Here is a 26,248-nt window from a genome sequence, read left to right on the forward strand (position 1 = left end):
GTGGCTGATAATCTGAAAGCAAGGCGCTGCTCGCTATCGATTTGTCCCATTCACAGTCTCAACTCGCGTTTTCAATTGCTCGACGCGGGTGTCCCAATCATTACCCGGAGAATTATCATAATGGCAGCCGTGGTTTGAGCTGCGTCTCCGGATACAAAGGCTGAGCCGATTGTGCGCGCGAAGGGATAGCTGTTGCTAAATCTGAAGCTCGCCATAACAGGCAGTTTCTTGCCGTTGTCAACTGCGGCGTCTCGGTGCCTTCGAGGCGGGCTATGTGGCCAACTCCCCAGATGTGCTCCCTGCCGGTATCTTTATCGTAGTAATGAATGGCACATCCCATGAGCATGTTGGCTCCCAAGATAATACTCATCGGAGAGAAAACGACGACGCGTGCAAACGAGCGCGCATTCATTACGTGTGAGATAGTCTTTCGATGGACGACAGAAAAGTCTTTATTTTCATTCACTGAGCAAAACAGATACCACTTGGGGCTTTGCAGAATGGCGGGTAAGGATGCCTAATTATTTTAAATAGTTGGCAATTCCTGTGCGTGCGAGAACACTTAAACGCGTTATCCTTATGTATCTGATGAGATACGGCTAGGCATCCTTCTAGATACATAGAATGGCTCAACGGTGATGTGATATGGCATGGCACTGTTGACGCAGCCCCGCTCCCGACGACCAATTTCTTCTCGCTCTATCGCGCTAATTTTCTCGCGTAACGTAGCCATCAGGGCAGCGCCACATTAAAGTGGAGATTGTCTGAGAGGGCCCCGTTGATCTGGCTCACCAGGACCCATGTCGGAATGGAATGTCATTAAACGGCTGTAGCTTACCCTGTAAAGTTCGCTATTTGGCCAGAATCTAGACCTCCATCGGCCGTAATTTCACGCGCATCATCCGCGCCGGGCCCGTAGTAATCCCGCCGTCGATCTCGCGGATCTCCAGGTTGGATCGGGTTTTAACTGAATCAGGCGTGCATCCGCCTCTCCGCGGAAGCGGAGCAGTTTCGACCCCCTAACCAACACGCTGCGCCGGTTTCTCACGTCATCGGCGAATCCGCGATCTGAGTCGGAGACGTCACAATCATTTCCGGCTTGCCTTGGTACAATTTCAGCGGCCCGCGGACAAAGGCATAGCCTCTGCGCGGGTGGGTTTCGCCGGCTGCGATGTACCGGTTGTCCAGCAAGCGCAGGATGTCCTGTCCTGTCTCCACACCGTTGGGAATGAAGACTTGAAATGGCTGCTGAAAAGAGCCGATCGTGACCACGATATGCCGGCCGGCCATGCGATACTCCCGTAACTCGGTAAAAACGGTCGCTTCGGTCTCCGACTTGGCGAGCTCAAGGAGTTGCCGATAGTCCCGACGAGAATCCAGCAGATCGGGATTGGAGAGTTTGGCCGACCGGTAGTCGTCAATGGCATCCGCTCGAAGTTGCCACCATACGCCAAGCACGGCATAGTTCCGCGCTTCGTAGCCATTGACGGTGAATTGATCCCACATCCCTCGGTGTGCCGTCTGCGACTTTCGCTCAGCGGCCGTGTACCGGTCATGGTAGGCCGGGAAATCCGCATAGCCGTATTTCATGAAGTACGGACTATAGCCTTCATGAATCATATGTTCTTGCACATCCAATCCATCCTTGTGGAGATATCCCAACAGCCGGCCATAGTTGTCCCGGTGCTTCTCCCAGCATTCCTCGACTGGTTCACTTCCGGGAAACTCCAGCGTCACGGTTGCGCCGATAGGAAACATCTGCTGCGCTGCTTCCTTGGCCTTGTGCCCCCATGGCGTGACCGGTTTGTTGCTGCCCAAATTCGATTCTTCCGTATCGAGCGCGAGCAGCCGCACACTTTCCTCTCGCCCACCTGAAGTCAATCGGACCGTGTCTCCATCGATTGCCCGGACCACCGTTGCTGTGATCGCCGTGCCGAATAACATCTAAGCCTCCCGGGTGTGAATACTGGGATTTTGTCAGCTTCTGTTCACAGTTATCGAAAGGCAACTGGGATGCCACGCACGGGAGGAATCCCCTCCATTCGAAACCATGCCATCTCTCAACAACATAAGAGACGGCGTGTACTGTAAAGAGGATAATTCGCCCACGACCGGTATCTGAATAGATACGCCTTCGGCACGATTGGATACGCTGCCGATGCCCATTCGTCCGTTAGAGCAGATGAAGATCCTGGAGGCGTTTCGTACACGGTCCTCCCTCGCCTTTATCTATGGTGACTTGGTGCGGTCGGAGCCGATACTGCAGAGGGCGAAACTGTGCCGGAGAGAGATGTGTGAGAAAAGCCCTTGTCCGTCGGGAGAGCCTTCGAATTGCGCGACCGGTCTATTCTGCTTCTGCGAACCCGCTTCCTGCGGGCATTTATGGCCGATCCTTACTATCTCCACGCCGGTAATTCTCATCAAGCGATCACAATTACGGTAAAGCTTTCCGAAGTCGGTTGAAAGAAATACCGGGGGCCGTCATGGCATGACTTCCGCACCGGCGCAGAGAGCGGTGCTGCTCAAGTTTAATCAGCGAAGAGGCTGGTCTCTCATGCGTCTCTATCAATGCGGATCGAGTCCACGCTTACTATCACCGTCGATTTGAGCGCGCACCACCCTCGCCGCCATGCCGTCGATGTGTACCATCGTCCGGTAATACAGTCCCAAGTAGGAGGTGAGCACCGTCGTAATTTTGGCGTTGATGAGCAGTGTTCCGTCGCGGAGATTCAAGGCCTGACGCCTGACTTCTTCATATAATTGTCGATCGGCAGGCTTGGCCCACAGCAGCCCGCCTCTTGTGGCCGAAGCCGCTACGGCTCCGAGCACCTCGACGTGGTCGGTCGGCGCGATAATTCGATCCGTGGCGATATTCGTGCCGATCTTGGTCGTACAGGAGGTGAGGAAGATGACGAGGGGTGCCATCACCACAATTCGAAGGTTCATTGAGATATCATCTCAGGCGGAGCCGGCCGGCTTTCTCGACCATCAGCAACCGATTGAGGCGTTTCCGATAGGATCTTCGCGGCGATTCCTTCGGCTGTCCACGTCACCCACCATAGGCTGAGATCAACCACGAGCAGCCCGAGGGGCAATCTGGTGGCTCTGACCGAAAGCGTATAATGGATAAGAAGGTCGCCTTGTTTTGCTCTAATGGCCTCCTGCACCGCTTCAGCTTGAAGATTGGAATGTAAAAAGTCCGGCAGCCCTCCCCACGAAAAAAAGAAATCGCTGGCGGTCCCCTTCGTATCGCCGAGCGGAACGATCTGCGCTCCTTCAGCCGTGATATGCGATTGAGCGACAGGCCAGAGGCCCAGTCCCGACGAGCATCCGTTCAGCGCAATCGACGCAACCAGCAACGCCGGAGTGATACAGGCGCGCCGCAGGATGCGAAACACGGACCGGCCAAAATCATCACAATCCTTATTCGCAGTGTCCATGAGGATTCGACGAACGGGGATGCCGGCGGGCTCCGCCCGGCTTGTTACGTGGCATTCCACACCGGGACAGGCTATGGCTCCCACGGCTTCCGTTCGTTGCGCTTCCCTCAGCTCTGATCTATAGTTGATCGTCGGCAAGCGTCCGACTATAGCGTTCCGCACAGGGGATGTAAAATGGACGAAAGGAATGATTGATGCCGGAACCAACGGCTGATTCGTCTGGCATCAACGTCAAAGCCTTCGAGCGGATCGACGAGGCAGGTTCCGTACAGGACTACATCCGTATCCTGGATATCTTCGACGGCCTTGCCGGTATCCAACGATTGAAACAGGTCGCGATCGAGCAGTGCCGGCTCAAGCCAGGGATGTCGGTGCTCGATGTCGGATGCGGAACGGGTCTGGAAACAGTCAGACTCGCCAAGGTGGTGGCTCCGTCAGGCACGGTGGTAGGGATCGATGCGAGCGAGAAATTCTTGGTCGAAGCCCGCCGTCGCACGGCAGGACTTGGGCTGCCGATCGACTACCGGCAAGGCGACGCGCTGCAAATTCAGTTTCCGGAGAAAACCTTTGATGTCGCGCGAGCCGAGCGGCTCTTCCCCTATTTGGCCGCTCCCGAACGAGCCCTTTCCGAACTGATTCGCGTCACGAAACGGGGCGGCGTCGTCGCCTTGATCGAACCGGATTTCGAGACGGTGATGATCAACGTGAGCAATCGAACTCTCGTGCGAAAGGTTTTGCATTTTGACTGCGATCACCACACCAAGCACGGCTGGATCGGTCGGGATCTGCCGCGGCTATTCAAGGCGGCCGGGCTCGTGGACATCGCGATCGAAGCCGATGTGGTGATCTTCGAGCCGACCAGTTTCAGCGCCTATTTTCTGGAGATCGGCAGAGCGGCCCACCAGGAACAAGTCATCTCCGCCCTCGAACTCGATCAGTGGCGGCAGGACATCACTCGGCTCTTGAGCCGAGACGAACTCTTCTGCACGATCAGCTATTTCCTCGCCGTCGGCCGGGTGCCGGACCGACTTTCTTCTTAGGATGGTGTTGCCTCCTCATCTATAACCGGCCGCATAAAAACATTCCCCACGCTGTTCCGAATGAGCTCTTATGGACACCGGGTTTGAATGGATCTTGCGGTATGAGTATGCCGGGATTTTCCTGCTGCTCATGCTCGGCATCGTGGGCCTGCCGGTGCCCGACGAAACGTTGCTGACCTTCGTCGGGTATTTAAGCTTTAAAGGCGACCTTGCCCTTGTTCCTTCCATGGCCGCAGCCTTTCTGGGAAGCTCGACCGGCATTACCTTCAGCTACGGAATCGGGCGTGTCGCCGGGTCACGGGTGGTGATGAAGCTCAGTCCCCTGCTCCATCTGCGTCCTCAGCACATCGCGAGCGGACAGATGTGGCTCCAACGTTGGGGCAAGTACGCCTTGCTCATCGCCTATTTTGTTCCCGGACTCCGGCATCTCGTCGCCCTGCTGGCCGGCGCATCGGGTCTGCCACTGCACGTCTTTGCGCCTTTTGCCTATGGCGGCGCGTTTCTATGGTCGGCGACCTTCATCGGCATCGGGTACGGCCTCGGGGAGGAATGGCATCGACAGTCTCCGCTGGTGCACCGCGCAGTCGTAATCCTGGCGATAGTGGTCGGGGCTATGATTCTCGTTGGATTGCTTGTTATGCGCCGGCGGGTTCTGACCGGATCTCTCGATAACGCGAAGAGGAGCAAAAAAAACCAGGTATGAGGGTGTCACGGATGGACTTAGCTGGGCCGTCGCTACAGCCGGCGTCCTCCAAACAGGCAGCAAGCTATAAGCCGGATTGGCCTCTTCGCGGTTTGCCTGATACAAAACGTCCGACCGATATCCTGCCGCAAGGGTGAGACGCCCTAACTTCACCGGAGTGAATTTCATCAAACCGACGGCCGAGTACATATCGATGACGGATTTACTAGACTCCGCGCCGCGCCATCCTCGCGGCGGCCCGTTGTGGGCGGATGGCGCATCATCCGCCGGAGCGGACAGTGAGATTTCCCGGTACAGTGAGGAACTCGAATATCTATCTGCCCGGTGCTCGCGTAAACGTGCCCAATCCCTCCTGGTTCAGATTCTCGACGATCACGCTGGTCGCTTTGCCGTCCCCGCCTATGACAAAGGTGACGCCGCTTAAGCCGACTTCACTTTCACCGGTCGTGTCGTAGTAGAACGTATCACGGTCATAATGCGTCAACGGGTACGCCGACCTTCTTGGTCCGGCACGCATCATCAGCCTGCCGTCCTGGGCAATGATCTCAAGCTTCCCGTAGAAATCGTTCTCGTAGGCGCCGAGATAGATGACGTTCGGCAGCGCCGGCGTCCGCGAGGCGGGCGCTTTGGAATAGTCGATGGGACTGTGTCCCTCCAGCGCCATTTCCTCAAAGTACGGGTGATAAAGCGCGTACCAGTCATGTCGCACTTTGCCGTAGGTCGCCAGGTCGATGAAACTTTGCGCAAGTGCCTCCGGGAGGCCAAGCGGTTGAGCATTTGTCAGGACGACAATCCCCAGTCGGTCGGCCGGCACGAGGGAGACGGCCGTCGCGGCCCCCAGAAGGAACGCGCCTGAATGCCCTAACTTGACACGTCCCAACTCGTCATAGTCCACATTCCAACCTAATCCATAGAAGCCATATCGTTCCGCGGCTGGTTTGATGGGTTGAGCGTTGAGTACCATGTGGGGTCGATACGTTTCCGCCAACGCCTCCGCTGGGATGATAAGTTCGCCGTTGAATGTGCCGCCGTTCAACAGCAGGCGCATCCAACGAGCCATGTCGTTCACGCTCGAACTGGCGCCGCCCGCCGGTGATTGAGCATCGGGGTCACGCTGGTACTTGGCCATCCATTTACCGTCAAGCCACACGTGGCCCCGGGCCCGATTCGGGCGGGCCAAGAACTCGGACAGGCGCGAGCTTGTTGAACTCATGCCTATTCGTTTGTACAGCCGCTCTTCCGAAATCGTTTCCCACGATTTTCCGACGGCCTTGGAGGCGGCCGCCGCTCCTTCGGTCAGACCGAAATTGGTATAGGCGTAATGGGAGCGAAAGTTATTCTTGGTGGGAACGAAACGCAGGCGGCGCAAGACTTCGGCGCGGTCATACCCCATGTCTTCGAGTAAGTCGCCCGCGTGGTCCGGCAACCCGCTCCGGTGTGAATACGTGTCGCGGATGGTAAGCGCGGCCGTTACGGCAGGATCATGCATTTGGAATCCCGGGTCGTGATCAATGACGCGATCATCCCATTTCACCAGGTGGTCGCCGACCAACGCCGCGATTACCGTCGAGCCGAGCGGCTTGGACACCGAGGCGAGTTGAAACACGGTATCGGTGTCCACGGCATCGGGCTTGCCCGCTTCACGCAGGCCGAAGCCCTTGGCATAGACCACTTGATCCTGGTGCACCACTGCGATCGCCAAGCCCGGTACGCTTGTCTTCTTGAGCAGATCTGTGGTCAGCTTCTCCAGTTCCAGAAGCGCCGTCTTGACCTTATCCGGGGTAATCGCGGGTGCCAGAGGAGCACTGATCGGCTGAGCGGCGAATCCGACTTGCTTGCGGACCGGAGGGGAGCCCTCGCGATCTGAAGCACAGCCGCCTACGAATAGTCCGCCCAGAATAAGGGCGAGGGCACCGACCGCGACGTTGGCCAAGCGCGGCGTGGCAGCAAATGCCGCACTGGTGAGTGAGCCACCATAAATCTTCCTCAGCTGGTCGTTCCAAGACTGGTTTGGCTCGACGGAAATACTCAAAAGACTGTTGTTCTGCTTGCCTGACAAGCTTCCCATTGATGTGCTCCCTTGTATGATGTGCTTCCTCATAGTGCAACATGTTGCAGAGGCGTCGTACGGAGGATCGCTTTGGTGATGAAGCGATGTGGCCGTTACTTTTTTGCGCTCTCTTGTTCCAGACGTTCCTGGACCGCCTTGCGGCACGGAGCTGAGAGCTTGCTTTCGTTCGCCTCGATACATTTCTTGATCCGTCCGCCGCCGGGGAGGATGCCTCGGCAGAGTTGCTTCACCTCCGCTCGGCACTGTGGCGTGACCTCACGGTGCTCAGACGGGTCCTCGGTCTGGGTCGCCGGTGGAGTGGGCAGCTGAGAAAAAGACGACGGCGGGGCGGGATCCGCGGCTGAGGCCAGCGCCGGAGCACCCCACTCGAGCAAGAGGCCTAGGAACAGTCCGAGCATAAAGAACAACCGCTGCGGCTCAGGCCATAATCCTTTCATTCCCCTCCTCCTTTGGCCGCACCGGTATTATCGAAGGAACGAGACCAGCGGCCGGAAGCCATCTACTGACCCCAGAAAGGCGCGCATCGTACGCCACCAGGAAGGCGGTTGCAAGAGGGCACACTTAATACCTTACGTAGCAAGGCCGAGCATGGTAATGTCCATGCCGATTCCGCGATCGGACGTATGATCCGATGTGTAAGTTTGGCGAGCGCCCATCGACCGACGGTTGAGAGTCATGACACCGGCCATTCCTGACAAAGCGAAAGGAGCGCGCATGATACATGTTCCCTGCCCGAGCCACCCGCTTCTCCGCCGGAGCCGACCGCGGCCGCCATCGCCGAGCGCCATGAGGGCCGCACGAAAGCGCATCGTGACAGGCGGGCTACTCTGCCTCCTCGGATTGGGTTGGTACGCCACGCCTTCGGCGGCCGAAGTTCTGACCCTGGATCAGGCGATCGCGTTGGCTACTCAGAATAATCGCCTGGTGAAAAACTCATCACTCGACGTCGAGAAGGCGGTGGCGCAGACCGATGCCACCAAGACCCATCGGCTGCCGAGCCTGTCGTTCAAGGCGCAAGCCAACCAACTCTTGTCCCCCCTCGAGTTCACGTTTGCGCAAGGCGCCTTCGGCACTTTTCCGGCGACCGGGCCCGTTCCCGCTCAGGAAACCAAACTCCAGACGAGCCCGCGGATGACGGCCCTCCTGTACGCGACGATCTCACAGCCGCTTTTGGAACAATTCACCATCCATAAAAACATTGAGTTGGGAGAAGTCAACAAAGAGGTCGCGACGGAACAATTGCGCAGCCAGCGGCAAACGGTGATCGCCAATCTGAAACGCACGTATTTCGGCATTATCCAGACGCAGAGTTCGTTTGCTTCCGCTGTGGAAGCCGTTCAGCTCTATCGCGAACTCGAACGATTGGTTCGGGAACAAGTCCGGCAACAGAAGGCGCTTGAGGCCGACCACTTGGACATGAGAGCGCGGCTCGCCGAGTCGGAATACAACGCACTGGTGCTACAGAACAGCCTCACGGCGCAGAAAGAGCAGCTCAATGAACTGTTGGGCCGCGATGTGCAGACCGAGTTCAGCGTGAGCGAGGGACCGGAGGTGATCGAGGTGAATTATCCCGCGGAAACCGCGCTGGAACGGGCGCTCCAACAACGACCGGACGTAAGGCAGGCGCGGCTGCAAGTGCAGCAGGCCGAGTACGATACGGCGATCAAAAAATTGGAATATCTCCCGGCGCTCGACTTGACTTTCAACTACATCTCACTTCAGAACGTGGGCCAAGTGCTTCCCAGCCAAATCGTTACCGCCGGCGTGTGGTTGACATGGGAACCATTTGATTGGGGCCGCAAGCAACAGGAACTCGCGGGGAAGCGCCGGGCGCTCACGCAAGCCCAAAACGGCGTGGTCGAAACCGAGGCCCAAGCTCAAGTCGATGTCCGCAATCGATATCGGACGCTGTTGCAGGCCCAGGCGCTCCTGCCCGCCAAACGGCTGGCGAAGGAGACCGTCCAGGAGAAGCTGCGTATCACGAAGAATCGCTATGCGCAAAAGGCGGCGCTGCTGAAGGATGTGTTGCAGGCGCAATCCGATCTGCTCGACGCCGAGGCGCAATACAGCCAGGCCTTGAGCGGATATTGGAGCGCTAAGGCCGACTTCAGCAAAGCGATCGGGGAAGATTGATGAACCCGCACCGGCTGGTGATCGGTATCGCCGGCGCGCTGACGGCGCTCCTGGGATGCGGCCAAGAGCCGGCATTAGAGAAGCCGTTGACGCCGGTCACGGTCTACCGAGTTCAAGCTTCCTCCATGCAGGACGGCAGCCGCTATTCCGTCAGCCTCTCCCCCCTCACCCAAGTCGATCTGGCATTCAAGGTCGGCGGATACGTCAACGACATCCAGCGAGTCGGCGGGGCGGACGGACAGACGCGGATCATTCAGCCCGGCGATGAGGTCCGCAAGGGCGCGGTGCTCGCGCGGCTTCGAGAGTCGGATTATGCGGTCAAGCTGAATCAGGCAATCTCCAACGAAGCCGACGCCAAAGCCAACTTCACACAGGCTAAGCAGGACTTTGAACGGGCCAAAAATCTCTACGCCGCACAGAGCCTCACGAAATCCGATTACGATGCCGCGCGCGCCCGATATGATTCCGCTCAGGCTAAACTCCGGGGGGCGGTTGAGAGTCGAAAAGAAGCGGACATCTCCATGCAGGACAGTACACTGAAGGCCCCCTCGGACGGCGTCATCTTTAAACGCAATATCGAGGTCGGCAGCTTGGTCTCGGCCGGGACCGTGGCCTTTGTACTGGCCGATACCTCCGTGGTGAAAGCCCTGTTCGGCGTGCCGGACATTACGGTCCAATCGTTGGCCGTGGGGCGGCCTCTGGCTTTGACGAGTGAAGCGATCCCGGGCACCGAATTTCACGGGCAGATTACGAAGATCGATCCGTCGGCCGACGCAACCAGCCGGGTGTTTCAGATCGAAGTCAAGATCGCCAATCCTGACCACCGCCTCAAGCCCGGGATGATCGCCGCGGTGAGTTTGCCGGGCAACCATGATTCGACACCTCGGCTCGCCGTGCCTTTGTCGGCCATCGTCCGCTCGCCGGAACAAGACACGGGATATGCAGTCTACGTCGTGGACCCGCAGGAAGGCCGGGCCGTCGCTCGTCGCCGCTCCGTCACATTGGGACCCGTGTTGGGCAACAGCGTGATCGTCACTGAAGGAATCGCGCCGGGCGAAAGCATCGTCGTCAAAGGAACGACGGTCATCGTCGACGGCGAACAGGTTCGCGTACTCTCTGAGGGCTAGATACCGGCTGCCATGCCTCACAACATCAGCGACGGCGAATTCATTCGGACCCACCACAATCTTGCGCGCTACTGCGTCGAGAATCGCACGATCGCATGGGTGCTGCTGATCGCGACCGTCCTGTGGGGCGTCTACGGCTTCCTCGCCATGCCGCAACGCAAAGACCCGAACATCCCCTCCACCGAAGCCTTGGCGGTGACGCCGTGGCCCGGCGTGACGGCCGAAAAGATCGAACAGCTGGTGACCCGGCAAGTTGAAGACAAGATCGCGGAAAATCCGAATATCCATCGGGCGACGGCCGGCTACTACGGAATCAAATCCATGACGTTGTCCGGACGGTCGTTCGTTTGGGTGAACTTGGAGGATTCCGTCTCGGACACCAAGAAGGAATTCAACGACATCAATCTGAAGCTAAAAGATCTCGACGCCAATCTCCCCGATGGGGCGGGCCCGGTGCAATTCAAGAGCGACTTCGGCGATACCGCCGCGCTGATGCTCACGGTGGCCAGCCCAAAGGCCGACGCGATGGCGGTCGCGTTGCGGGCTCGATCCATCCAAGAAGCCATCGCCCCGATCCGCCGTGCCGCTGCCTCATCTTCGGCGCCTCGATTCACCATCGTGTACAACTTTCCGCCGTCTGCCAACCCGCGGCTGTTTCGAATGGCGAGGGATTTCTTCGGCCGTTTCACGATCGAACAGGGCGTAGCGCGCGATCTTCGCTTCATCGAGGGCACGGGATTCGTAGGCGTGGACGCCGAAGGATCGGCCGATGACGCTGCCATCATGGCGCACCTTGACCGGTTCGTGCAGGAACGGCTGCGCGGGTCGGAGATTCACCCGGACGCATGGAAGCCGGTCATCATTCGGAACCCGGAGGACACCGAGTCGATGTTGCTACGCGCCGCCGGCGATAAATATACCTACCGGGAACTCGATGATTTCACCGATCTCATTCAGCGTACGCTCCAAGGGATTCCACAAGTATCGAAAGTCACGCGGTCCGGTGTTCTGCAGGAAACGATCTATTTGAATTATTCCCAGGAGCGGCTGGCTGCGTACGGCATCGCGCTCACCGGCCTGTCCGATATCCTGCGCGCGCGCAACATCACCCAGCCGGGCGGCATGTTCGAGGTTCGGGGGAAGAACCTGGCCATCGCGCCCAGTGGCGAATTTCACAGCCAAGACGACATCGGCGGCGTGCTGATCAACGTATCGTCGAGCGGCAACTCCGTCTACCTGCGGGATCTGGTGGATATGTACCGGGGATATGAAGCGCCGCCGAAATTCCTGAATACCCATAGCCGGCGTACCGATACCGGCGAATGGGAGCGGACCAGGGCCGTCACCTTGGCGGTCCAGATGCGGCCGGGAGAGCAGATCGGCCGGTTCGGCCAAGCCGTGGATGCCGCCCTCGCCGAGTTGAAACACCGGCTTCCCAAAGACCTGATTCTCGCCCGCACCTCGGATCAACCCCGCCAAGTCGAAGAAAACGTCCATCTCTTTATGGACGTGCTGATGGACGCGGTCATCCTGGTCATTCTCGTGTCGTGGATCGGCTTTTGGGAATGGCGCTCCGCCCTGCTGATGGCATTGGCGATTCCCATTACGCTCGCCATGACGTTCGGGATGATGAATCTGCTGGGCATCGATATCCAGCAGGTCTCGATCGCATCGTTGATCATCGCCTTGGGCCTCCTGGTGGATGACCCGGTCGTGGCGGGTGACGCGATCAAGCGTGATTTGGCGGCGGGCCACCGTCCCGTCGTGGCATCCTGGCTGGGCCCGACCAAATTGGCGACGGTGATTCTCTATGCCACGGTCACGAACATCGTGGCGTACCTGCCGTTTCTCCTGCTGACCGGCAAAACCGGCCAATTTCTCTATAGCCTGCCGGTCGTGATTACGTGTTCGCTGGTGGCCTCGCGTCTGGTTTCGATGACTTTCATTCCATTTCTCGGCTATTACCTGCTGCGCCCGACGAGGGAACCGTCGCTCGAAGAACGGAAGAGGAAGGGATTCATCCGGCTCTATTACAAGGTGGGCGGATTTGCGCTCGATCATCGCTGGGCCGTCCTGGCCGGATCGGTCGCGTTCCTTGCGCTCGGCCTGCTCTTTCTGAGCCAGCTCAAAACGCAGTTCTTTCCCAAGGACCTGGCGTATCTCTCTTATGTCAATGTGTGGCTTCCCGCCGACGCGCCGCTTTCCGCGACGTCCGAGACGGCCCGCCTGACGGAATCGCTGATCATCCAAGCCGCGGCCGACTATGCCAGGATCCGTGAGAAGAATGGGGACCGGCCGCGAGACGTGCTGAAATCCTTGACCTCGTTCATCGGCGGCGGCGCGCCCAGGTTTTGGTACACGCTGGGGCCGGAACAGCAGCAACTCAACTATGCCCAGATCATCATGGAGACGGAGGATAAGCACGACACCACACCGTTCATCGACTACCTCCAGCCGCTTCTCTCTGCCGGCATTCCTGGCGCCCGGATTGAGGCCCTCCAATTGGAGAGCGCGAAACCGGTCGGCACGCCCGTGGCCATTCGCGTGTCGGGAGAGAATCTCTCCGTCCTGCGACGCTCGGCCGAGGAATTGAAGGCTATCTTCCGGTCCACTCCGACCTTGACCCGCATCAGGGATGACTGGGGTGAAGACACGTTTACCGTGAGGTTTGACATCGATCCCGATCGCGCGAATCTGGCCGGCGTCTCCAATTTTGATGTCGCAGCCTCGGCCGCCGCCGGTATCAGCGGCTACCAAGTCACCACCTTACGGGAAGGCCACCGCCAGATTCCGGTGGTCCTTCGCCTTCGCGTGGACGAGCGCGCGCAACTCGCCGACCTTCACAATCTCTATGTCTTTTCCTCGCAAGGAACCGCCAAAGTGCCGCTGGGACAGGTCTCCAACATCTCGTACCAAATGGAAGCGCAAAAGCTCAGGCGGCGCGAACACTTCAGGACCATTACCGCGGAGGCGTATCCAATTCCCGGCGTGCTGTCATCAGAGGCCATGCGGGCCATTCGCCCCCGATTGGCGGAATTCAAAAACACATTGCCGCCCGGCTATCAGATGCAAATCGGTGGAGAAGAGGAATCGCAGATCGACGGATTCAAGAACCTGGGGATTGTCATGGCCATTTCCATCGCGGCCATTTTTCTCGCGCTGGTTTTTCAGTTCAAGAACGCCGTCAAACCGCTCTTGGTCTTTGCGGCGATTCCCTACGGCATGGTCGGCGCGCTCGCGGCCTTGTATGTCATGCACACACCGTTCGGCTTCATGGCCTTCATGGGCGTGGCGAGCCTGGTGGGAGTGATCGTGAGCCATATCATCGTATTGTTTGAATTCATCGAAGAGCGCCACGCACTGGGAGAGCCCTTTCGCGAAGCGATGCTGGATTCGGGCATTCTCCGGCTGCGTCCGGTGTTGATTACCGTCGGCGCGACCGTGATTGCCCTCTTCCCCTTGGCCTATCGCGGCGGACCTCTGTGGGAACCGATGTGCTATACGCAAATCGGCGGCTTGCTGCTCGCGACCATCATCACCAAGATTTTGATCCCCGTGCTTTACGCCATTTTCGTACAGGATCTCAAGATCTTGAAATGGGAAGAAAAGAACCGGGCGGACATGGATGACATGGCATCAGGCGACGGCGATGGAGATGGCGCGCTCGTCCAGCCAGCCGCTGCCCTGCCGGCGGCGCCGTCACCGACGGCTTAGCGCGGGTATCGGGTTGGAAAGGGATCTCAACTAGACTGACATGAAGTAAGAGCACCTGCGTGCCCGCCAACGCGCTGGAACGGAAGAATCCGAACGTGCGTAGGGAGTAGGCCACGCCGACATGAAGACGACCGTCACCTACACCACGCGTCCTGCATCGAGGCAGCAAAGGTGTACGGAGTCCAGCCGATGCGCTTATCCAAAGTTGAGTCCTACGCAGCTATGACGAAACTATGCCGGTCGGTGTAGGTCGATAGAGTTGACAAGCCCATGAGCCCACACAATAATTTCGCTCACGTTGGCAGAAGGTAATTGCGTACTATGCCGTTCAGCGTGCTGAATAGTTAGGCCTCGTGAGATACATCGTCAGTAAGGCAGTGCTAGCACCCACCCCTGAGGTGGAGATCTCAGCAGAAGAGTATTCGCTTCTTGGCACGGCTCGAGGCGTTCTATCAAGCGCGCTTGCCATCGAGGAGAAGTACGAAATTCTGATTGCAAACTTCCTTGCGCTCGAGACACAGCTGCTAAACGTCGCTGCCACCAATGCAGTGCGGAACACCCTGACTTACTCAGGGTTCTTCGAGATCCGTTCGGCCCTAAACGTCCACGTCGTGAACCTGCTAACGGCTGCGCGACTTTATCTAGATCAGCTTCCACAGGACGTCGCAGACTGTCTACCCGAGAACGCTGACGCGGCGGATCGTGTGAAGGCGCGCTGTTCGAAAGAGTACGACGAACATTTCGAGTACCGCTTTATGGAGGCGCTGCGCAATCATGTCCAGCATCGCGGCATACCCATCCATTTCGTTAGACAGAACGCGCAGTGGACATCGATCGGGGAAGATGGCCGTATGGAATTTACTGTTGATATCGCCGCGCAGCGGCGATATCTCGAAGAAGATGAGAAGTTCAAGAAGGCAATACTTGATGAAATCGCGAGCGATGTAGATCTGAAGGCCGCATGCAGACGCTATGTCGAGTCGCTGAGCGTGATCCATGAGTTTGCACGAAACTTGATTGCGGAAGCCGCGAAGTCTGCACGCGCGAGACTTGAGTCCGTACACAAGCGGTATGCGGAGGTCTATTCTGAGAAACTCATAGGGCTTACCGCGTCAGCCATGGACGATGGACGGGAAATCTCTTCCGTGCCTCTGCTCCTGGATTGGGATGATGTGCGACTCGAACTCCAGAAAAGGAATTCGCAGCTCGTTAATTTGCATAAGAGATATGTGACAGGACGAGCGTTGAAGGATAAGAAATGACCCAATGGCACTCTGGGACGACGGGGCACAGAAATGGGGCACAGAAATCGTATCAGGAATCATTTCGTCCCATTCTCCCAGTCTGTCTGACCCACGGCTGCGCCATCATTCCACACGCGACAGAGCACAATAATTGTTCCTGAAACCATTCTGATTCCTGACATTCGCACATGGTATTTGCGTACTATGCCGGTCCGCATACTCAATAGTCAGAGCGCATCAAACACGACCTCGCCGTGTTGAAATCCCGCCAAAAAACCATTTCGATCATCGGATCGCAATATGGCCAACCGATCGCCGACCTGATCGGAGGCCTGATCGCGCGACCAAAACAATCGTCTGACCGCGTCTCATCGAATCACTTCGAAGGTGGATATGCTGCGGCCATTATTATTCTCCTCGCCGCGCACGTCGAATCATTCGTGCAGCGCGATCGGTATTTCTGTGTGAAGAAGAAACAGAGCAGGAGGGCAGGTCAAAGTGTCGCCCTGTACCTGAAGACCACATTGAAATATCGACGTTGGAATCATATTGAAGAGCTCTTCGAAGTACGGAATGCAATCGCGCACAACCATATCTGGGAAATTGAGTTCGAAACACCGAATTCCGGTGGACGCCGGCACAAGTCTTCGATCATCGTTCCATGGACCCATCGACTGAAGGTGGCGCCAAATCAGGCATCGAAGATTCATCGAACGAAACGCCTTCGTCTCCATCTCCTTCCGTCCCTACTCGATCGCCTCGACGTTTACCGTGCACTCCAAGCATCAATCCACGTACTAGATTTCATCTCACGAAAGGGGCACAATCCCGTTCCATTGACGAGGACGACCGTACACATCAATGGGAAAAGACTCCCATTCCGAGAGATATCGAGCCAGGTAAAAGGCGCGCTCTAACAAGCCGCTGAACACGGACGCACAAAGAGCGGTGTCCCGCTTGCTGTTTGTGGGCCGGTTAGCGGCATTCCGCCAGCCTTTGAGGAGGTAAGAGTGATGTATACGCCAACGGGTGAAAGCAGCGAACATGGCAGGCCGAAGATCGCTCTCTTCGCCGTCGACCCAGACCCTTGGCATAACGCATACCTGGATCGCGTGCCCATGCCCTGGTGCCTGTACGCCGACGGGTACCTGAAGGCGGCTACCCTCATCGTTGAGCGGTGCGAGACCTTCTATGATCGAAACACTCTCATATACCCGATGGCCTTCCTGTACCGGCAGTATCTTGAGCTTGCCCTTAAAGGTTTCATTCTCGACGGAAACAAGGTCATCGCGCAGCCCTTTGTCCTTCCGAAGCACCACAAGCTCGATCAACTATGGGCGATTGCTAAGGAGATCGTCCAAGAGCGGCGGCTACCGGTATTGCGCGCTGACATAGCGGCGATTGAACAGGGCATACGTGACTTTAGCAAGGTCGACCCGACATCTGAGGCTTTTCGATATCCCGTGGACAAGCAGGGGGCACCATCGGCGGTCTCCACCGCCACGTCGTTGAGTATTCGTGGGCTTGCGCAAGCGATGGAGGAGCTTGCCGCCGGCCTTCGGAAGCTCGACGGTCTCCTTGGCGGAGCGTCGCGACGCTTCGCAACTGGGAGCAGGGGCGACGCACGCCGGACGGTCCAGCGTTGGCTCTACTTCGCGTGGCTGCGAAGAACCCCAAAGCTGTTGCGAACGCACTGTACGGCGAGTCCAAGCGAGGTGCGGCCTAACCACCGGATGCACCCAATCGCTTTACGACGGGTGATCCTTGCACGTTAGCGGACCACATGGGGTAACTGGTAAACTAAGCGGCAGCAGAAAGCGGGAGGGAATAGTTATGGGCCGCGCAATTGAAAAGCTTGAGGAAGAGATTCGGTCGTTAAGTCCAGGACAGAAAGTGGAACTGCTCCGGTCGCTCATAACTGAACTCGATGCTCCGGCCGACCCCGACGTCGAGCAGGCTTGGCTTGAAGAGGCACAGAGGCGACACCGGGAACTCATCGAAGGAACGGTCACGGGTGTTCCCGGCGAGCGCGTGTTTGAGAATCTGCGGTCGCGTCTTGGTCGATGATCTATGAGTTTCATCCTGAGGCGGAGCAAGAATTCATCGAGGCCGCAGCCTATTATGAACAAAATGTCACGAGCCTTGGCGAACGCTTCGGGAGCGAGGTGCGCCGCACTATAGCCCGGCTCCTGGAGTACCCTGAGCTCGGCTCTCCAATTGATGCAGACTTACGCGGACTTAGATTGACTCGTTTTCCGTACTTCCTGATCTATAGCTTCACCTCAGAGTTACTACGGGTTGTCGCCGTGGCTCATGCGCATCGTCGCCCAGGTTACTGGCGATCTAGAGCCAACCGCTAACCTGGGATGGAGACCGGCACGCTGTGCGGCTCATCGCACTCGTTGGACTCCATACAATACAAGTTCTTCTCTAGCCCCGAGAGGCTCTTCGCAGATTTCCAGGCTGATATTGAGAGGTGAGACCATGAAAACGGCAACGCTTGAAATTCGCTCTCCCAAAGAGGCCATGGCTGCGTTGGCGCAGACATGGAAAACGAAGAAGCGTCAGAAGTCTGCGGCGTATTGGCTTTGCGTCACTTGAGCTTCCGTCGATGGTAAAATTCCGGGGCCCGATTCGGATGAAGGGCAATTCTGAGCGCAGCCGTCCGCCAGAATCGTAAAGAAGCGCGGCTTTGAACCACTCGTCTTGAGTTGAGCCTGTCGCATATAGATAAGGAGGTCTTCCATGGTCTTCTCGCTGTTCCGCGCCCTCGTACTCGTCATGGCAGCGTTGTCGGTCGGTTGTGCCTCGACCAAGCAAGCGCGCTCGATGGAGCAATCCGGCTTCCTCGGCGATCTCTACCCGCAGATGCAAAAAGGCAAGGATGGCGAGGCGCTGCTAGTCTACAAGAATCCGCGCGTGGCGGATATTGCGCGCGGCACGTATAGGAAGATACTCCTGGAACCGGTTACCATCTGGGGTCCGCCGGCTGCGGAGCACGATCCCGCCCGACAGAAAGAACTTCACGATATCGCCGACATGCTGTACAGCCTGATGTACGAGAATTTGTCGAAAGACTACGAGATGGTGTCGGCGCCGGGCCCCCACACCTTACGCATCCAAGCGGCGATCACGCACGCCGATCGGTCCTATGTCGTCCTGCGCGCCGTCTCCACCATCCCTGCTCCCATGAATGTGTTCGCCCTCGGCTCGCTGCTCAAAGATCTCGAGACCGGGAAACCGCTCTTCGTCGGAGAAGCCAGCATCGAAGGGAAGATTTCCGACGCGGCAACGGGTGAGATCCTCGCCGCCTCCGCCGATCGACGAGTCGGCAAGAGACATCTGGATTCGAAGTCCTTCGATTCCTGGGACGATGTCCATAAGACCTTGGCATTCTGGGCAGAACAGTTGCGATACCGATTGTGCCAAGAGCGCGGCGGAACCGACTGCACCAAGCCGAAAGAATGAGCGCCGCGCCAGGGTCTCTCCTTATGGCTAGGGGCTCCCCTTATAGAACGTCTCGTAGAAGTGGCGGTCGAGATGATGGGCTTGATAGGCCAGTAGCGTGCGGAAGGGGCCACTGTTGGCGGGAAAACGGCCGTAGCGCCGGTAGACGTAGTCGCAATAGGCGATAGTCGCCTCAATGGCTTCCTCGGAATAGGGAGGGATGCCGGCCTGTACTACTGCCCCATTCCGCCAGGGGGTGGCCGATCCTCCATCGCGCAATGTCCCTCTGCCTGTTCCATACTTATAGTCTACAAAAGCGAGCACCGCCTCTCTCATGCTGCGATAGTACGGCGGACAGAACGGCTTGAGCAGCACATCCCCTTGTCGCTCCAATCCTACGGCCGTCGGGAGTAGCTGGTTCTTTTTGAACAGATTCAACACCCATTCCTTCACCGGACCGGCGCCGATCGTCCGAGCAAACGGGACGTCTTCCATCCGAAAATTCAACGCCTGCATCCATCCGAAAGGATGAGCGGCAAAGTGGGGAAAGCCGCCGAGCCCCAAGGCTTCGGCCATCAAGGCCAGGTTTTGCAGCATCTGCCCCTGTTCGAACGACGTGAACTCATAGAGCCAGGTCTCCAGGACTGTGATCGTGGCGACCCGCCCATCCGCCGGATCGTCATGCAACGGCCCGCCGCGGCTGCGGGCAAATCGTGTGATACCGGCCGGCTGAAACCCCTGCCGCTCATCCACGAGAAAATATCCGAAGTCCTCGCTGAAGATGGACAACAGAATGTTGATATAGAGGGCCGTCAACTCGTTGATCGGCAGAAAATAGGTGGCGCCCGGCTGGTTCGCCGACCATTTATTGAAGGGCGGAACGTAAGGCAAGGTCCGAGGCACATCCAGCCGCCGGTCGGCAATCCGCACGCGGCTCTTTTCGTAGAGCGCGACAAATTCATGCGCCCGCGCCGCGTTGACCAGGCTTGGAATCTCGCCGCGCGGATAATCCTGCGGGCGTTTCAAGAGCCACACGCCGTCGTCGTTCAACACGAACAGCGTCACGGCATGAAGGGCGTCGCCGCTCGCGACGGTGCGTCCAATGAAGTGGATCAAAATATTTCCGCCGCCCGTTTCCGGTCCATCACCGTTTTGAAACGGCAGATCAGCCAGCGCATACCCGGTGACGCCGCACGCGGCGAATGCTAACATCGCTTCTTCTTCCACGCTCAACGGCTGCGGAGCCTCGGCGCTGGTAAATGACAGCGTCCCTCCGTTCAGACGCAGGCCCTTGGCAAAGCGGCGGGAGCGACGACTGAGCAAGGTTTGCAACAACGAATGGGTGGATGCCCTTTCGATTGTCGGGGAACAACAACCGGCCTGACCGAGTTCCATGCGAGTCTCCTCCTCTTTTCAGTTCGTGTCGCTCATCTCCTCTCCTCTATGATACCTCCGGCTTAATTTCGGCCCGGCAGGGAAGCCTAAGCAAGACACCCCTGCCTGATTCAGCGGATTCTAGCGCGCGACAGAGGCTCGTACGGTCCCGTCACCCGGTGACGCGTCGTGTGCGGACATCATCTCCATGGCCGGCAATGCGGCCATCGGCTTTTCAACGATGTCCTTCTTCATGGGGCCGAGCGCGCCCAGCAATTCGCTTTTCTCCCGCTCTCCCACTTTGAATTTGGTCAAGGTCGCCGTCAGATCGCCGACCAACGCGTCGAACTCCGTTCCGCTCACCCCCATGCCGGCGTGGGCGCTCTTCATATCGCGTCCTGTATACGTGCAGGGGCCGCCGGATGCCTGGCAGATCTGATCGACCAACATGGTTTTCAGCCGCGGGATATTGGCATTCGCGAATTTGCCGTTGATGCGGGTGTCCGCTGCGACCCGGGCGACAAAGTCGTCCACCACGGCCGTAATGGCCGGTTTGCCTCCCAATCGATCGTAAAGCGACTGTCCGGAAGCCATCGCCCCGTTTGATCCGCCCGTCGTATTGCAACCTGATACGCTCAATGCCAAACCGAACACGACAATTACTGCCGTCACACGTGGATACATAGTTGTCCCTCCTGGTTGATTATCCACACCATCTGTCTTGAGAAACGCCGGCGATCTGACTTTCTCTACGTAACCTGGAGTCGGATCGGATTGCTTCGCTCCAAACAGCCGGGTTGAGAGCTCCATACCCCGGTGCTATAGTCCAGTTACTATTCTCGTAACCCATACCATCTCTCCTTTGTTATCCGGATACATGGGAGAGACAGGGCCGATAACGGTCGTGGAATGGAACCTGCCCAGCGGCTGCAGCAACAGGAATGGGGCGACTTAATCGCGCGAACGGCGCAGGGCGATCATGCGGCTCTTGCGCTGCTGTACGACCGGACCAGCCCCTGGGTGTACGGCATGGCGATGAAGATTCTCGGCGATGGCGGAGCCGCGGAAGAAGTGACGTTGGAGGTCTATACTCAGGTCTGGCGCCAAGCATCCCTGTACGATGCCCAGCGAGGGACTCCGGCCGGTTGGCTCACGACCTTGGCGCGAACCAGAGCCATTGATCGCTTTCGAGCCGATTATTTGGAAAAGGGCCGCCGGACTCCATTGGACACCGCTGCGGATCTTCCGAGCGATGAGGGTGATCCCGAACAGGATACAATGGGACAAGAACGCCGGCGCCTCGTCCAAGCGGCGCTCGCCCTGTTGCCTTCCGAGCAGCGAGAAGCGATCGCCTTAGCGTTTTTTTGGGGACTGAGCCACCGCGAGATAGCCGAACAGGTGAAGGCGCCGTTAGGAACCGTCAAGACGAGAATTCGCATGGGCATGATCAAACTTCGTGAACATCTCGCCCCGCATGAGAAAGGGCTGGCATTATGACGCACCAGGACCCCGCCGAACAGAAGCGTGAACAGGCCGCTTTGTATGTGCTTAGCGCATTAGGCGATGAGGAGGCGCAAACGCTTGAACGTGAACTCGAAACCTCGCCTGCGCTTAAAAGCGAAGTCCAGGCGTTTCGTCAGATTACGGACGAGTTGGCCTTCAGCGCGCGGTGCATCACCCCGCCGCCGTCACTGAAGGAGCGCCTTATGGCCCGCCTGGCGCATGAACCGCGACAAGAAGACGATTCCGGGACTTTTACCTTCGTCCGATCAGGCGAGTTGGACTGGCGGAATATCGGGGTGGGCGTCGCGGTGAAAGTTCTCTTTTTCGATCCGGCTGCCGGCCGGCTGACGACGCTGATGAAAATGGCGCCCGGTTCCCGGTACGGCGCCCACGTGCATGCGCAGATGGAGGAAATCTATGTCGTCGAGGGCAGCTGTGTCTGCGCCGGCCGGCCGCTCCAAGCCGGCGATTATTTTCGGGCGGAGCCGCGCAGCACTCATTCGGCAACCTACAGTGAAGGAGGCTGCCTCGCTCTGATCATGACGTCAAGTAAGAACAAACCGATTGGCCCGACGGACTTATAACCTGCACTCCTCATCCGCCTGTTGGAACGGCGTGGGCGCATGATCACAGGCCCCGGCCTCCCGCATCAGCACGGTGGCCGCGTATCTGGTTTCCTGTTCCGTCAAGCTCCCTCGCGGAATATGGCGCGCATCATGGTAATCGCCCTGTTCGGTGTGCACCAGATATTGGGACCACGAGAGCAACGTGCCTTGGCACAACCGCGGATCGGGCGGGAGGCTGTTCATCTCCAACTCGACCCGGCGCATCAATTCCGTCATCAACCAGGACGGTATTTGCAGGCGATGGCCCGGATAGATGAAGCCGAACAACAAGAGATGACTCAGCAACACACGCCAGTGCCGATGAAAGCGCGAGAGTAGCCGCGCCCAGTCGAGTGTTTTGGCCTGCGCCCGGAAGAGATGCGCGATATCGCCGCCGTCAAATCGATCCCGCTCCATGATGAAAGCTTTCGACCAGATCATTTCCTCGGCCGGAACAATATCCACGCGCTGACCGAGCACATCGCCCGGCTTCGCATGCTCGAACCACAGATCGTCGACCTTGCACACCCCATTGCCGCTGTTGAAGACCACATCGATGAAGTATCCGCCCTTATACGCCTTCCCTAACCAGTGGGGAAACCGGAGCTCCGTCCGATATCCGCTGCGCCGTAACCGTGAGAGCAATCGGTCGCACTCGCCCGGCCGAACGAAAATATCAAGGTCTTTCGTCCGGCGCACGAGCCCCGTGTAGCTTTCGAGCGCAAACGCGCCTCCGATCAGGAACGGCACCCCGGTCTCTTGGAGAGCCGTGACCGCCTCCCGGTAAAAGCCTTGCGCCTCATCGTTGGTGAACCCGTTGGCCTGCATGGTCCGTCCTATTGCACTGTCGTCGTGACCCCGGTTGGAACTTCCAAAATCCTGACGGGACGCCGATCCGGAAATCGATGCCGCAGGAGCGGAAGCGCCACGTTATAGACCGGTACCCCTTCTCTGGTGCGGCCTTCCGGCGTCCCATGATGGGCATGCCCGTGAAATACTGCGGTCACGGCATAGCGGTTGATCGGCTCTTCCAGCCGGCTGGAGCCCAAAAACGGATGGATCTCCGCCGGCTCTCCCAGCAATGTCCCGATAATCGGCGAATAGTGGCACAGCACCATCCGTTGCGGCGTGCGCAGCTTGGCCAATGCGGATTCCAACTTGAGCGCTTCTTCCACCGCTTCATGGACAAACCGTTTCAACACGATCTCGCCCCATGGCTGCAGCGCCCGATCTCCGAATCCGCCCGCAAAGCCCTTCACGCCGGCAAACCCGATCCCCTTTATCTCGGTCGCCGTCCCATCCAGCAAGGTGACGCCGCTGCCGGCCAGGATCTTATTCACCTCTTCGTGCTGCTCGCATTCATAATCATGATTGCCGAGAACCGCCACGATCGGGATGCGCCCGCAGGCGGACAACTGTTGGGCGAATTGACGCGCCTCGTCCGGTTTCCCAAAATCCGTCAGATCCCCGCATAACAAAAGGATATCGGCGTGGTCCGACACATAGGCGAACAACCCATGCAATTCATCCGGAGACGTTCTCGGGCAGTGCAGATCGGCGACGGCGGCCACGCGCACCATCCCGTCATTCTGAGTCATCCGATCCTCCGGTGCATACTGAGTGTTGATTCAATACCGGCAACTCCTTTCTACCGGCAACTCCTTTCTAAATGGTCCGCGGCTGCCGCTGCCCGGACAGGGTTAGCCCATAATCCGTGCAGGCCACACCGGTGGCTGTCGCACATGGCCTTCTACAATTGTCGTCCGGGACTCCGAGACATAAACTGTCTCGGAGTCCCGCCGTGCTCGATGTATCAATACATCAATCGGATCGACTCGATTGTCGCTGAATCTGAAGGTTATTATTGACGCGGGTCACGCCGTTGACCTGACGGGTCAATTCTTCCGCCCGGCTTTTCTGCTCGGCGGATGCGACCACGCCGCTGAGGTTCACCACGCCCCGTTCCGTATCCACATCGACGCGGGTAAAGTTGGAAATCCGGTCCGCTGTCAGTTTACTCTGAACCGCCGCGGTAATCCGGCTGTCGGTCATGGTTTGCCCGGCCGTTTTGCCGGTCGTCGACTGACAGGCGCCGAGAGTAAGGGCGCCGATGAGAGCGCACGCCATTGCAAGGGTTCTGAACATATCGTTCCTCCAGTCCGATAAGAAAGACAGTGTCGGGTTGTTCTGCTTACATCCTATTGGCCGCTTCACGGCCGGCATCCTTGAACTTGGCAGCCGCTTCTTTCCCGGCTTCCTTCACTTTCTCCTGTCCGCTTTGCATATAATCCCGTGCGCTCCGACCCGCCTCCTGCAACGTCTCCTGGCCGCGCTCCATGTACTCCTTGCCCCGCTCCACTGCGGTATCCCAGGCTTCCCGGCCGCGCTCCATCATGTCGTCCTTGGCTCTCGACGCATAGTTGCGCAAAACACCTCGCAACTCCGAACCGGTCTGCGGAGCAAAGAGCAGAGCCAGACCCGCCCCAATGAACGCGCCGGCCAAAAAGGCCGACCAGCCGGCCGATTCACTACCATAATAATCTCCGCTGTAATAATCTCCGTTACGCATGCGTCACCCTCCTTGGTTGAATTGGCGATGTTTCATGTTTTCCAGCGCCTTCTGAAAACGACACAATTCCCTCTGCAAGCTATAGGCCCATTGTCACGCGCAATTCCTCTCGGATAGCGGCATATTTGGTGTGAATAGGGCCGCCCGGGTACGTTGAGTCGCTGAAGAACCAGCCACCGTGTCCCGTTCTTCGGACATTCTGTCCGTTCAATGGTCCCAATCGTTGTCGCCGGCGACCTCTCGTTCCGCTTCAAGCCAATGTTCGAGCGCCCGGCCCTGCTCATACCCCCCTGCCTCATACAGCGCATAGGCGCGTTGTGCAATGCGCTCTCGAGTTTGCCCGCTCTTCTGCATATCTTCGACTGCAAATGTCCTGCATGATTCTATGTCCTCGGCCTCCAAGCGCTCCGGCAAGACCTCGCCCATGCTTTGCGGAGAGGACTGGCGGTTCTCATTCTGATCAGTTCGATACTGGCTCGGCTCAGCTGCCGAAGGCCGACCATGAGGCGCCTGTGCCGGTTCCCTGCTCCTCAGGGCGGCGCTCTGTGACGGCTCCGCTGGAGCCTTTGGCGGATTCGAATCGGAAACTCCCTGGCCTGATGATGGTTTTCCTTTGGTGGATCGACGTTGTTTCATGAATATCCTGCCTTCGTTATGGTCCAAGCCATCGCTGCTTGTGATGGCGCCGTTGATGGTCGCTTTTGTTTCCAGCCTCGCCCGCCTTCTGATCCGCTCCATCTATTATGATTCGGGCCCGCTCGTGAATGGCGACGGTGAATCAATAGCAGAGACCCCGCATTCGTGGCTGTCTTTACTTTGGCGGCTCTTCTGTCCCTTGTGGGCCATATCACCGGTCCCGGATACAAGGAGGGGATTACTTAAGCTGACCACACCCGCCATTGTGACTACCGCCTTCACAATCCCTCTGAGTCGAGTCATCGCTTACCTCCGGCTCTCGGTTCACTTGTTGTGTGCAGCAGAGTGGGTTGCGCTTCTTCTGACGAATCCCCATGCGGGTCGCGCACCACCGGAATCGCGCGTGATTACTTCAGAGTTTCACGCAATCCCTTTGCACCATACCGCTCCCCATCATGCGAGGCTTCTGGGGATTACCCTAGTTTTGCTCTGCACATTGCTTGATGCATACTGGGGCCACAATTACGCGAGATTCACTCGCCTCCCTTCCAAAGATCACATCGGGCTTCGGCATCATGAGCAACGAAAACATTCTTTCCGTGTCATCGGCGACGCTCGATCGGGCTGCATGCGGGTTCTTCA

General features: G+C 58.0%; 25 protein-coding genes. 13 read left to right on the forward strand and 12 right to left on the reverse strand.

Going from position 1 to position 26,248, the window contains the following annotated elements; translation table 11 throughout:
* Positions 1 to 1,044: 1,044 nt before the first annotated feature.
* The 3 genes from ACWGXE_RS13260 to ACWGXE_RS13270 form a co-directional block, all read right to left on the reverse strand.
* Positions 1,045 to 1,944, reverse strand: a complete 900-nt coding sequence (locus ACWGXE_RS13260; RefSeq protein WP_447598240.1) for a thermonuclease family protein — start codon at positions 1,942 to 1,944, stop codon at positions 1,045 to 1,047.
* A 621-nt stretch (positions 1,945 to 2,565) separates the two neighbouring features.
* Positions 2,566 to 2,946, reverse strand: a complete 381-nt coding sequence (locus ACWGXE_RS13265; protein ID WP_447598241.1) for a hypothetical protein — start codon at positions 2,944 to 2,946, stop codon at positions 2,566 to 2,568.
* Complete coding sequence (locus tag ACWGXE_RS13270) at positions 2,943 to 3,440, reverse strand: hypothetical protein (RefSeq protein WP_447598243.1); 498 nt, start codon at positions 3,438 to 3,440, stop codon at positions 2,943 to 2,945. The genes ACWGXE_RS13265 and ACWGXE_RS13270 overlap by 4 nt, the downstream gene beginning before the upstream one ends.
* Positions 3,441 to 3,634: 194 nt before the next feature.
* Between ACWGXE_RS13270 and ACWGXE_RS13275 the strand changes: the two genes are divergently transcribed.
* Positions 3,635 to 4,480, forward strand: a complete 846-nt coding sequence (locus tag ACWGXE_RS13275) for a methyltransferase domain-containing protein (RefSeq protein WP_447598245.1) — start codon at positions 3,635 to 3,637, stop codon at positions 4,478 to 4,480.
* Positions 4,481 to 4,550: 70 nt separating this feature from the next.
* Positions 4,551 to 5,183, forward strand: coding sequence for a DedA family protein (locus tag ACWGXE_RS13280; protein WP_447598246.1), 633 nt, complete (start codon positions 4,551 to 4,553; stop codon positions 5,181 to 5,183).
* Positions 5,184 to 5,496: 313 nt separating this feature from the next.
* Here ACWGXE_RS13280 and ACWGXE_RS13285 read toward each other — a convergent pair whose 3' ends face one another.
* Both ACWGXE_RS13285 and ACWGXE_RS13290 read right to left on the reverse strand, forming a co-directional pair.
* Complete coding sequence (locus ACWGXE_RS13285; RefSeq protein ID WP_447598247.1) at positions 5,497 to 7,251, reverse strand: serine hydrolase; 1,755 nt, start codon at positions 7,249 to 7,251, stop codon at positions 5,497 to 5,499.
* A 95-nt stretch (positions 7,252 to 7,346) separates the two neighbouring features.
* The gene (locus tag ACWGXE_RS13290; RefSeq protein ID WP_447598248.1) at positions 7,347 to 7,691 is read right to left on the reverse strand and encodes a hypothetical protein; all 345 of its coding nucleotides are present in this window, start codon (positions 7,689 to 7,691) and stop codon (positions 7,347 to 7,349) included.
* 349 nt (positions 7,692 to 8,040) lie between these two features.
* Here ACWGXE_RS13290 and ACWGXE_RS13295 point away from each other — a divergent pair, with 349 nt between their 5' ends.
* The 9 genes from ACWGXE_RS13295 (at position 8,041) to ACWGXE_RS13335 (ending at position 18,940) form a co-directional block, all read left to right on the forward strand.
* Positions 8,041 to 9,387 carry a TolC family protein gene (locus ACWGXE_RS13295; protein ID WP_447598249.1) on the forward strand — a complete coding sequence of 449 codons (1,347 nt, stop codon included), beginning with the start codon at positions 8,041 to 8,043 and terminating at the stop codon, positions 9,385 to 9,387.
* Positions 9,387 to 10,514: an efflux RND transporter periplasmic adaptor subunit gene (locus tag ACWGXE_RS13300; RefSeq protein WP_447598250.1), complete on the forward strand. Its 1,128-nt coding sequence runs from the start codon at positions 9,387 to 9,389 to the stop codon at positions 10,512 to 10,514. The genes ACWGXE_RS13295 and ACWGXE_RS13300 overlap by 1 nt, the downstream gene beginning before the upstream one ends.
* Positions 10,515 to 10,526: 12 nt before the next feature.
* Positions 10,527 to 14,228, forward strand: a complete 3,702-nt coding sequence (locus ACWGXE_RS13305) for an efflux RND transporter permease subunit (RefSeq protein WP_447598251.1) — start codon at positions 10,527 to 10,529, stop codon at positions 14,226 to 14,228.
* Positions 14,229 to 14,581: 353 nt separating this feature from the next.
* Positions 14,582 to 15,490 (forward strand): hypothetical protein, encoded by a 909-nt coding sequence (locus ACWGXE_RS13310; protein WP_447598252.1) that lies wholly within the window; start codon positions 14,582 to 14,584, stop codon positions 15,488 to 15,490.
* Positions 15,491 to 15,726: 236 nt separating this feature from the next.
* Complete coding sequence (locus ACWGXE_RS13315; RefSeq protein ID WP_447598254.1) at positions 15,727 to 16,389, forward strand: hypothetical protein; 663 nt, start codon at positions 15,727 to 15,729, stop codon at positions 16,387 to 16,389.
* 96 nt (positions 16,390 to 16,485) lie between these two features.
* Positions 16,486 to 17,247, forward strand: a complete 762-nt coding sequence (locus ACWGXE_RS13320; protein ID WP_447598255.1) for a hypothetical protein — start codon at positions 16,486 to 16,488, stop codon at positions 17,245 to 17,247.
* A gap of 58 nt (positions 17,248 to 17,305) precedes the next feature.
* Positions 17,306 to 17,539: an addiction module protein gene (locus ACWGXE_RS13325; protein WP_447598257.1), complete on the forward strand. Its 234-nt coding sequence runs from the start codon at positions 17,306 to 17,308 to the stop codon at positions 17,537 to 17,539.
* Positions 17,536 to 17,832 carry a type II toxin-antitoxin system RelE/ParE family toxin gene (locus ACWGXE_RS13330; RefSeq protein ID WP_447598258.1) on the forward strand — a complete coding sequence of 99 codons (297 nt, stop codon included), beginning with the start codon at positions 17,536 to 17,538 and terminating at the stop codon, positions 17,830 to 17,832. The genes ACWGXE_RS13325 and ACWGXE_RS13330 overlap by 4 nt, the downstream gene beginning before the upstream one ends.
* A gap of 385 nt (positions 17,833 to 18,217) precedes the next feature.
* Positions 18,218 to 18,940, forward strand: coding sequence for a DUF3313 domain-containing protein (locus ACWGXE_RS13335; RefSeq protein ID WP_447598260.1), 723 nt, complete (start codon positions 18,218 to 18,220; stop codon positions 18,938 to 18,940).
* A 27-nt stretch (positions 18,941 to 18,967) separates the two neighbouring features.
* Here ACWGXE_RS13335 and ACWGXE_RS13340 read toward each other — a convergent pair whose 3' ends face one another.
* Both ACWGXE_RS13340 and ACWGXE_RS13345 read right to left on the reverse strand, forming a co-directional pair.
* Positions 18,968 to 20,314, reverse strand: a complete 1,347-nt coding sequence (locus ACWGXE_RS13340) for a hypothetical protein (RefSeq protein ID WP_447598261.1) — start codon at positions 20,312 to 20,314, stop codon at positions 18,968 to 18,970.
* 120 nt (positions 20,315 to 20,434) lie between these two features.
* A complete protein-coding gene (locus ACWGXE_RS13345) occupies positions 20,435 to 20,977 on the reverse strand; it encodes a group I truncated hemoglobin (protein WP_447598262.1) in 543 nt (180 codons plus the stop codon).
* Between the two features lie 225 nt (positions 20,978 to 21,202).
* Between ACWGXE_RS13345 and ACWGXE_RS13350 the strand changes: the two genes are divergently transcribed.
* Positions 21,203 to 21,790 carry a sigma-70 family RNA polymerase sigma factor gene (locus tag ACWGXE_RS13350; RefSeq protein WP_447598264.1) on the forward strand — a complete coding sequence of 196 codons (588 nt, stop codon included), beginning with the start codon at positions 21,203 to 21,205 and terminating at the stop codon, positions 21,788 to 21,790.
* A complete protein-coding gene (locus tag ACWGXE_RS13355; RefSeq protein ID WP_447598265.1) occupies positions 21,787 to 22,380 on the forward strand; it encodes a cupin domain-containing protein in 594 nt (197 codons plus the stop codon). The genes ACWGXE_RS13350 and ACWGXE_RS13355 overlap by 4 nt, the downstream gene beginning before the upstream one ends.
* Here ACWGXE_RS13355 and ACWGXE_RS13360 read toward each other — a convergent pair.
* The 5 genes from ACWGXE_RS13360 to ACWGXE_RS13380 all read right to left on the reverse strand — a co-directional run bounded on the left by ACWGXE_RS13360 (position 22,375) and on the right by ACWGXE_RS13380 (position 25,606).
* The gene (locus ACWGXE_RS13360) at positions 22,375 to 23,229 is read right to left on the reverse strand and encodes a nucleotidyltransferase family protein (protein WP_447598267.1); all 855 of its coding nucleotides are present in this window, start codon (positions 23,227 to 23,229) and stop codon (positions 22,375 to 22,377) included. The two genes, ACWGXE_RS13355 and ACWGXE_RS13360, sit on opposite strands and share 6 nt — an antisense overlap.
* Positions 23,230 to 23,237: 8 nt before the next feature.
* Complete coding sequence (locus tag ACWGXE_RS13365) at positions 23,238 to 23,999, reverse strand: metallophosphoesterase family protein (RefSeq protein ID WP_447598268.1); 762 nt, start codon at positions 23,997 to 23,999, stop codon at positions 23,238 to 23,240.
* A 223-nt stretch (positions 24,000 to 24,222) separates the two neighbouring features.
* Positions 24,223 to 24,546, reverse strand: a complete 324-nt coding sequence (locus tag ACWGXE_RS13370; protein WP_447598269.1) for a BON domain-containing protein — start codon at positions 24,544 to 24,546, stop codon at positions 24,223 to 24,225.
* Between the two features lie 46 nt (positions 24,547 to 24,592).
* Positions 24,593 to 24,970, reverse strand: coding sequence for a YtxH domain-containing protein (locus ACWGXE_RS13375; RefSeq protein ID WP_447598270.1), 378 nt, complete (start codon positions 24,968 to 24,970; stop codon positions 24,593 to 24,595).
* 207 nt (positions 24,971 to 25,177) lie between these two features.
* Positions 25,178 to 25,606: a DUF2934 domain-containing protein gene (locus tag ACWGXE_RS13380; RefSeq protein WP_447598271.1), complete on the reverse strand. Its 429-nt coding sequence runs from the start codon at positions 25,604 to 25,606 to the stop codon at positions 25,178 to 25,180.
* Between the last annotated feature and the right edge of the window lie 642 nt (positions 25,607 to 26,248).

It is taken from the genome of Nitrospira sp. Nam80, assembly GCF_965152575.1.

Bases quoted from the DNA above. Each gene is read 5' to 3' on its own strand.
- ACWGXE_RS13330 (WP_447598258.1), top strand. From the start codon at position 17,536: ATGATCTATGAGTTTCATCCTGAGGCGGAGCAAGAATTCATCGAGGCC.
- ACWGXE_RS13270 (WP_447598243.1), bottom strand. From the start codon at position 3,440: ATGGACACTGCGAATAAGGATTGTGATGATTTTGGCCGGTCCGTGTTT.
- ACWGXE_RS13260 (WP_447598240.1), bottom strand. From the start codon at position 1,944: ATGTTATTCGGCACGGCGATCACAGCAACGGTGGTCCGGGCAATCGAT.
- ACWGXE_RS13275 (WP_447598245.1), top strand. From the start codon at position 3,635: ATGCCGGAACCAACGGCTGATTCGTCTGGCATCAACGTCAAAGCCTTC.
- ACWGXE_RS13365 (WP_447598268.1), bottom strand. From the start codon at position 23,999: ATGACTCAGAATGACGGGATGGTGCGCGTGGCCGCCGTCGCCGATCTG.
- ACWGXE_RS13325 (WP_447598257.1), top strand. From the start codon at position 17,306: ATGGGCCGCGCAATTGAAAAGCTTGAGGAAGAGATTCGGTCGTTAAGT.
- ACWGXE_RS13305 (WP_447598251.1), top strand. From the start codon at position 10,527: ATGCCTCACAACATCAGCGACGGCGAATTCATTCGGACCCACCACAAT.
- ACWGXE_RS13370 (WP_447598269.1), bottom strand. From the start codon at position 24,546: ATGTTCAGAACCCTTGCAATGGCGTGCGCTCTCATCGGCGCCCTTACT.
- ACWGXE_RS13285 (WP_447598247.1), bottom strand. From the start codon at position 7,251: ATGGGAAGCTTGTCAGGCAAGCAGAACAACAGTCTTTTGAGTATTTCC.
- ACWGXE_RS13300 (WP_447598250.1), top strand. From the start codon at position 9,387: ATGAACCCGCACCGGCTGGTGATCGGTATCGCCGGCGCGCTGACGGCG.
- ACWGXE_RS13280 (WP_447598246.1), top strand. From the start codon at position 4,551: ATGGACACCGGGTTTGAATGGATCTTGCGGTATGAGTATGCCGGGATT.
- ACWGXE_RS13320 (WP_447598255.1), top strand. From the start codon at position 16,486: ATGTATACGCCAACGGGTGAAAGCAGCGAACATGGCAGGCCGAAGATC.
- ACWGXE_RS13290 (WP_447598248.1), bottom strand. From the start codon at position 7,691: ATGAAAGGATTATGGCCTGAGCCGCAGCGGTTGTTCTTTATGCTCGGA.
- ACWGXE_RS13335 (WP_447598260.1), top strand. From the start codon at position 18,218: ATGGTCTTCTCGCTGTTCCGCGCCCTCGTACTCGTCATGGCAGCGTTG.
- ACWGXE_RS13295 (WP_447598249.1), top strand. From the start codon at position 8,041: ATGAGGGCCGCACGAAAGCGCATCGTGACAGGCGGGCTACTCTGCCTC.
- ACWGXE_RS13375 (WP_447598270.1), bottom strand. From the start codon at position 24,970: ATGCGTAACGGAGATTATTACAGCGGAGATTATTATGGTAGTGAATCG.
- ACWGXE_RS13360 (WP_447598267.1), bottom strand. From the start codon at position 23,229: ATGCAGGCCAACGGGTTCACCAACGATGAGGCGCAAGGCTTTTACCGG.
- ACWGXE_RS13345 (WP_447598262.1), bottom strand. From the start codon at position 20,977: ATGTATCCACGTGTGACGGCAGTAATTGTCGTGTTCGGTTTGGCATTG.
- ACWGXE_RS13340 (WP_447598261.1), bottom strand. From the start codon at position 20,314: ATGGAACTCGGTCAGGCCGGTTGTTGTTCCCCGACAATCGAAAGGGCA.
- ACWGXE_RS13265 (WP_447598241.1), bottom strand. From the start codon at position 2,946: ATGAACCTTCGAATTGTGGTGATGGCACCCCTCGTCATCTTCCTCACC.
- ACWGXE_RS13355 (WP_447598265.1), top strand. From the start codon at position 21,787: ATGACGCACCAGGACCCCGCCGAACAGAAGCGTGAACAGGCCGCTTTG.
- ACWGXE_RS13350 (WP_447598264.1), top strand. From the start codon at position 21,203: ATGGAACCTGCCCAGCGGCTGCAGCAACAGGAATGGGGCGACTTAATC.
- ACWGXE_RS13380 (WP_447598271.1), bottom strand. From the start codon at position 25,606: ATGAAACAACGTCGATCCACCAAAGGAAAACCATCATCAGGCCAGGGA.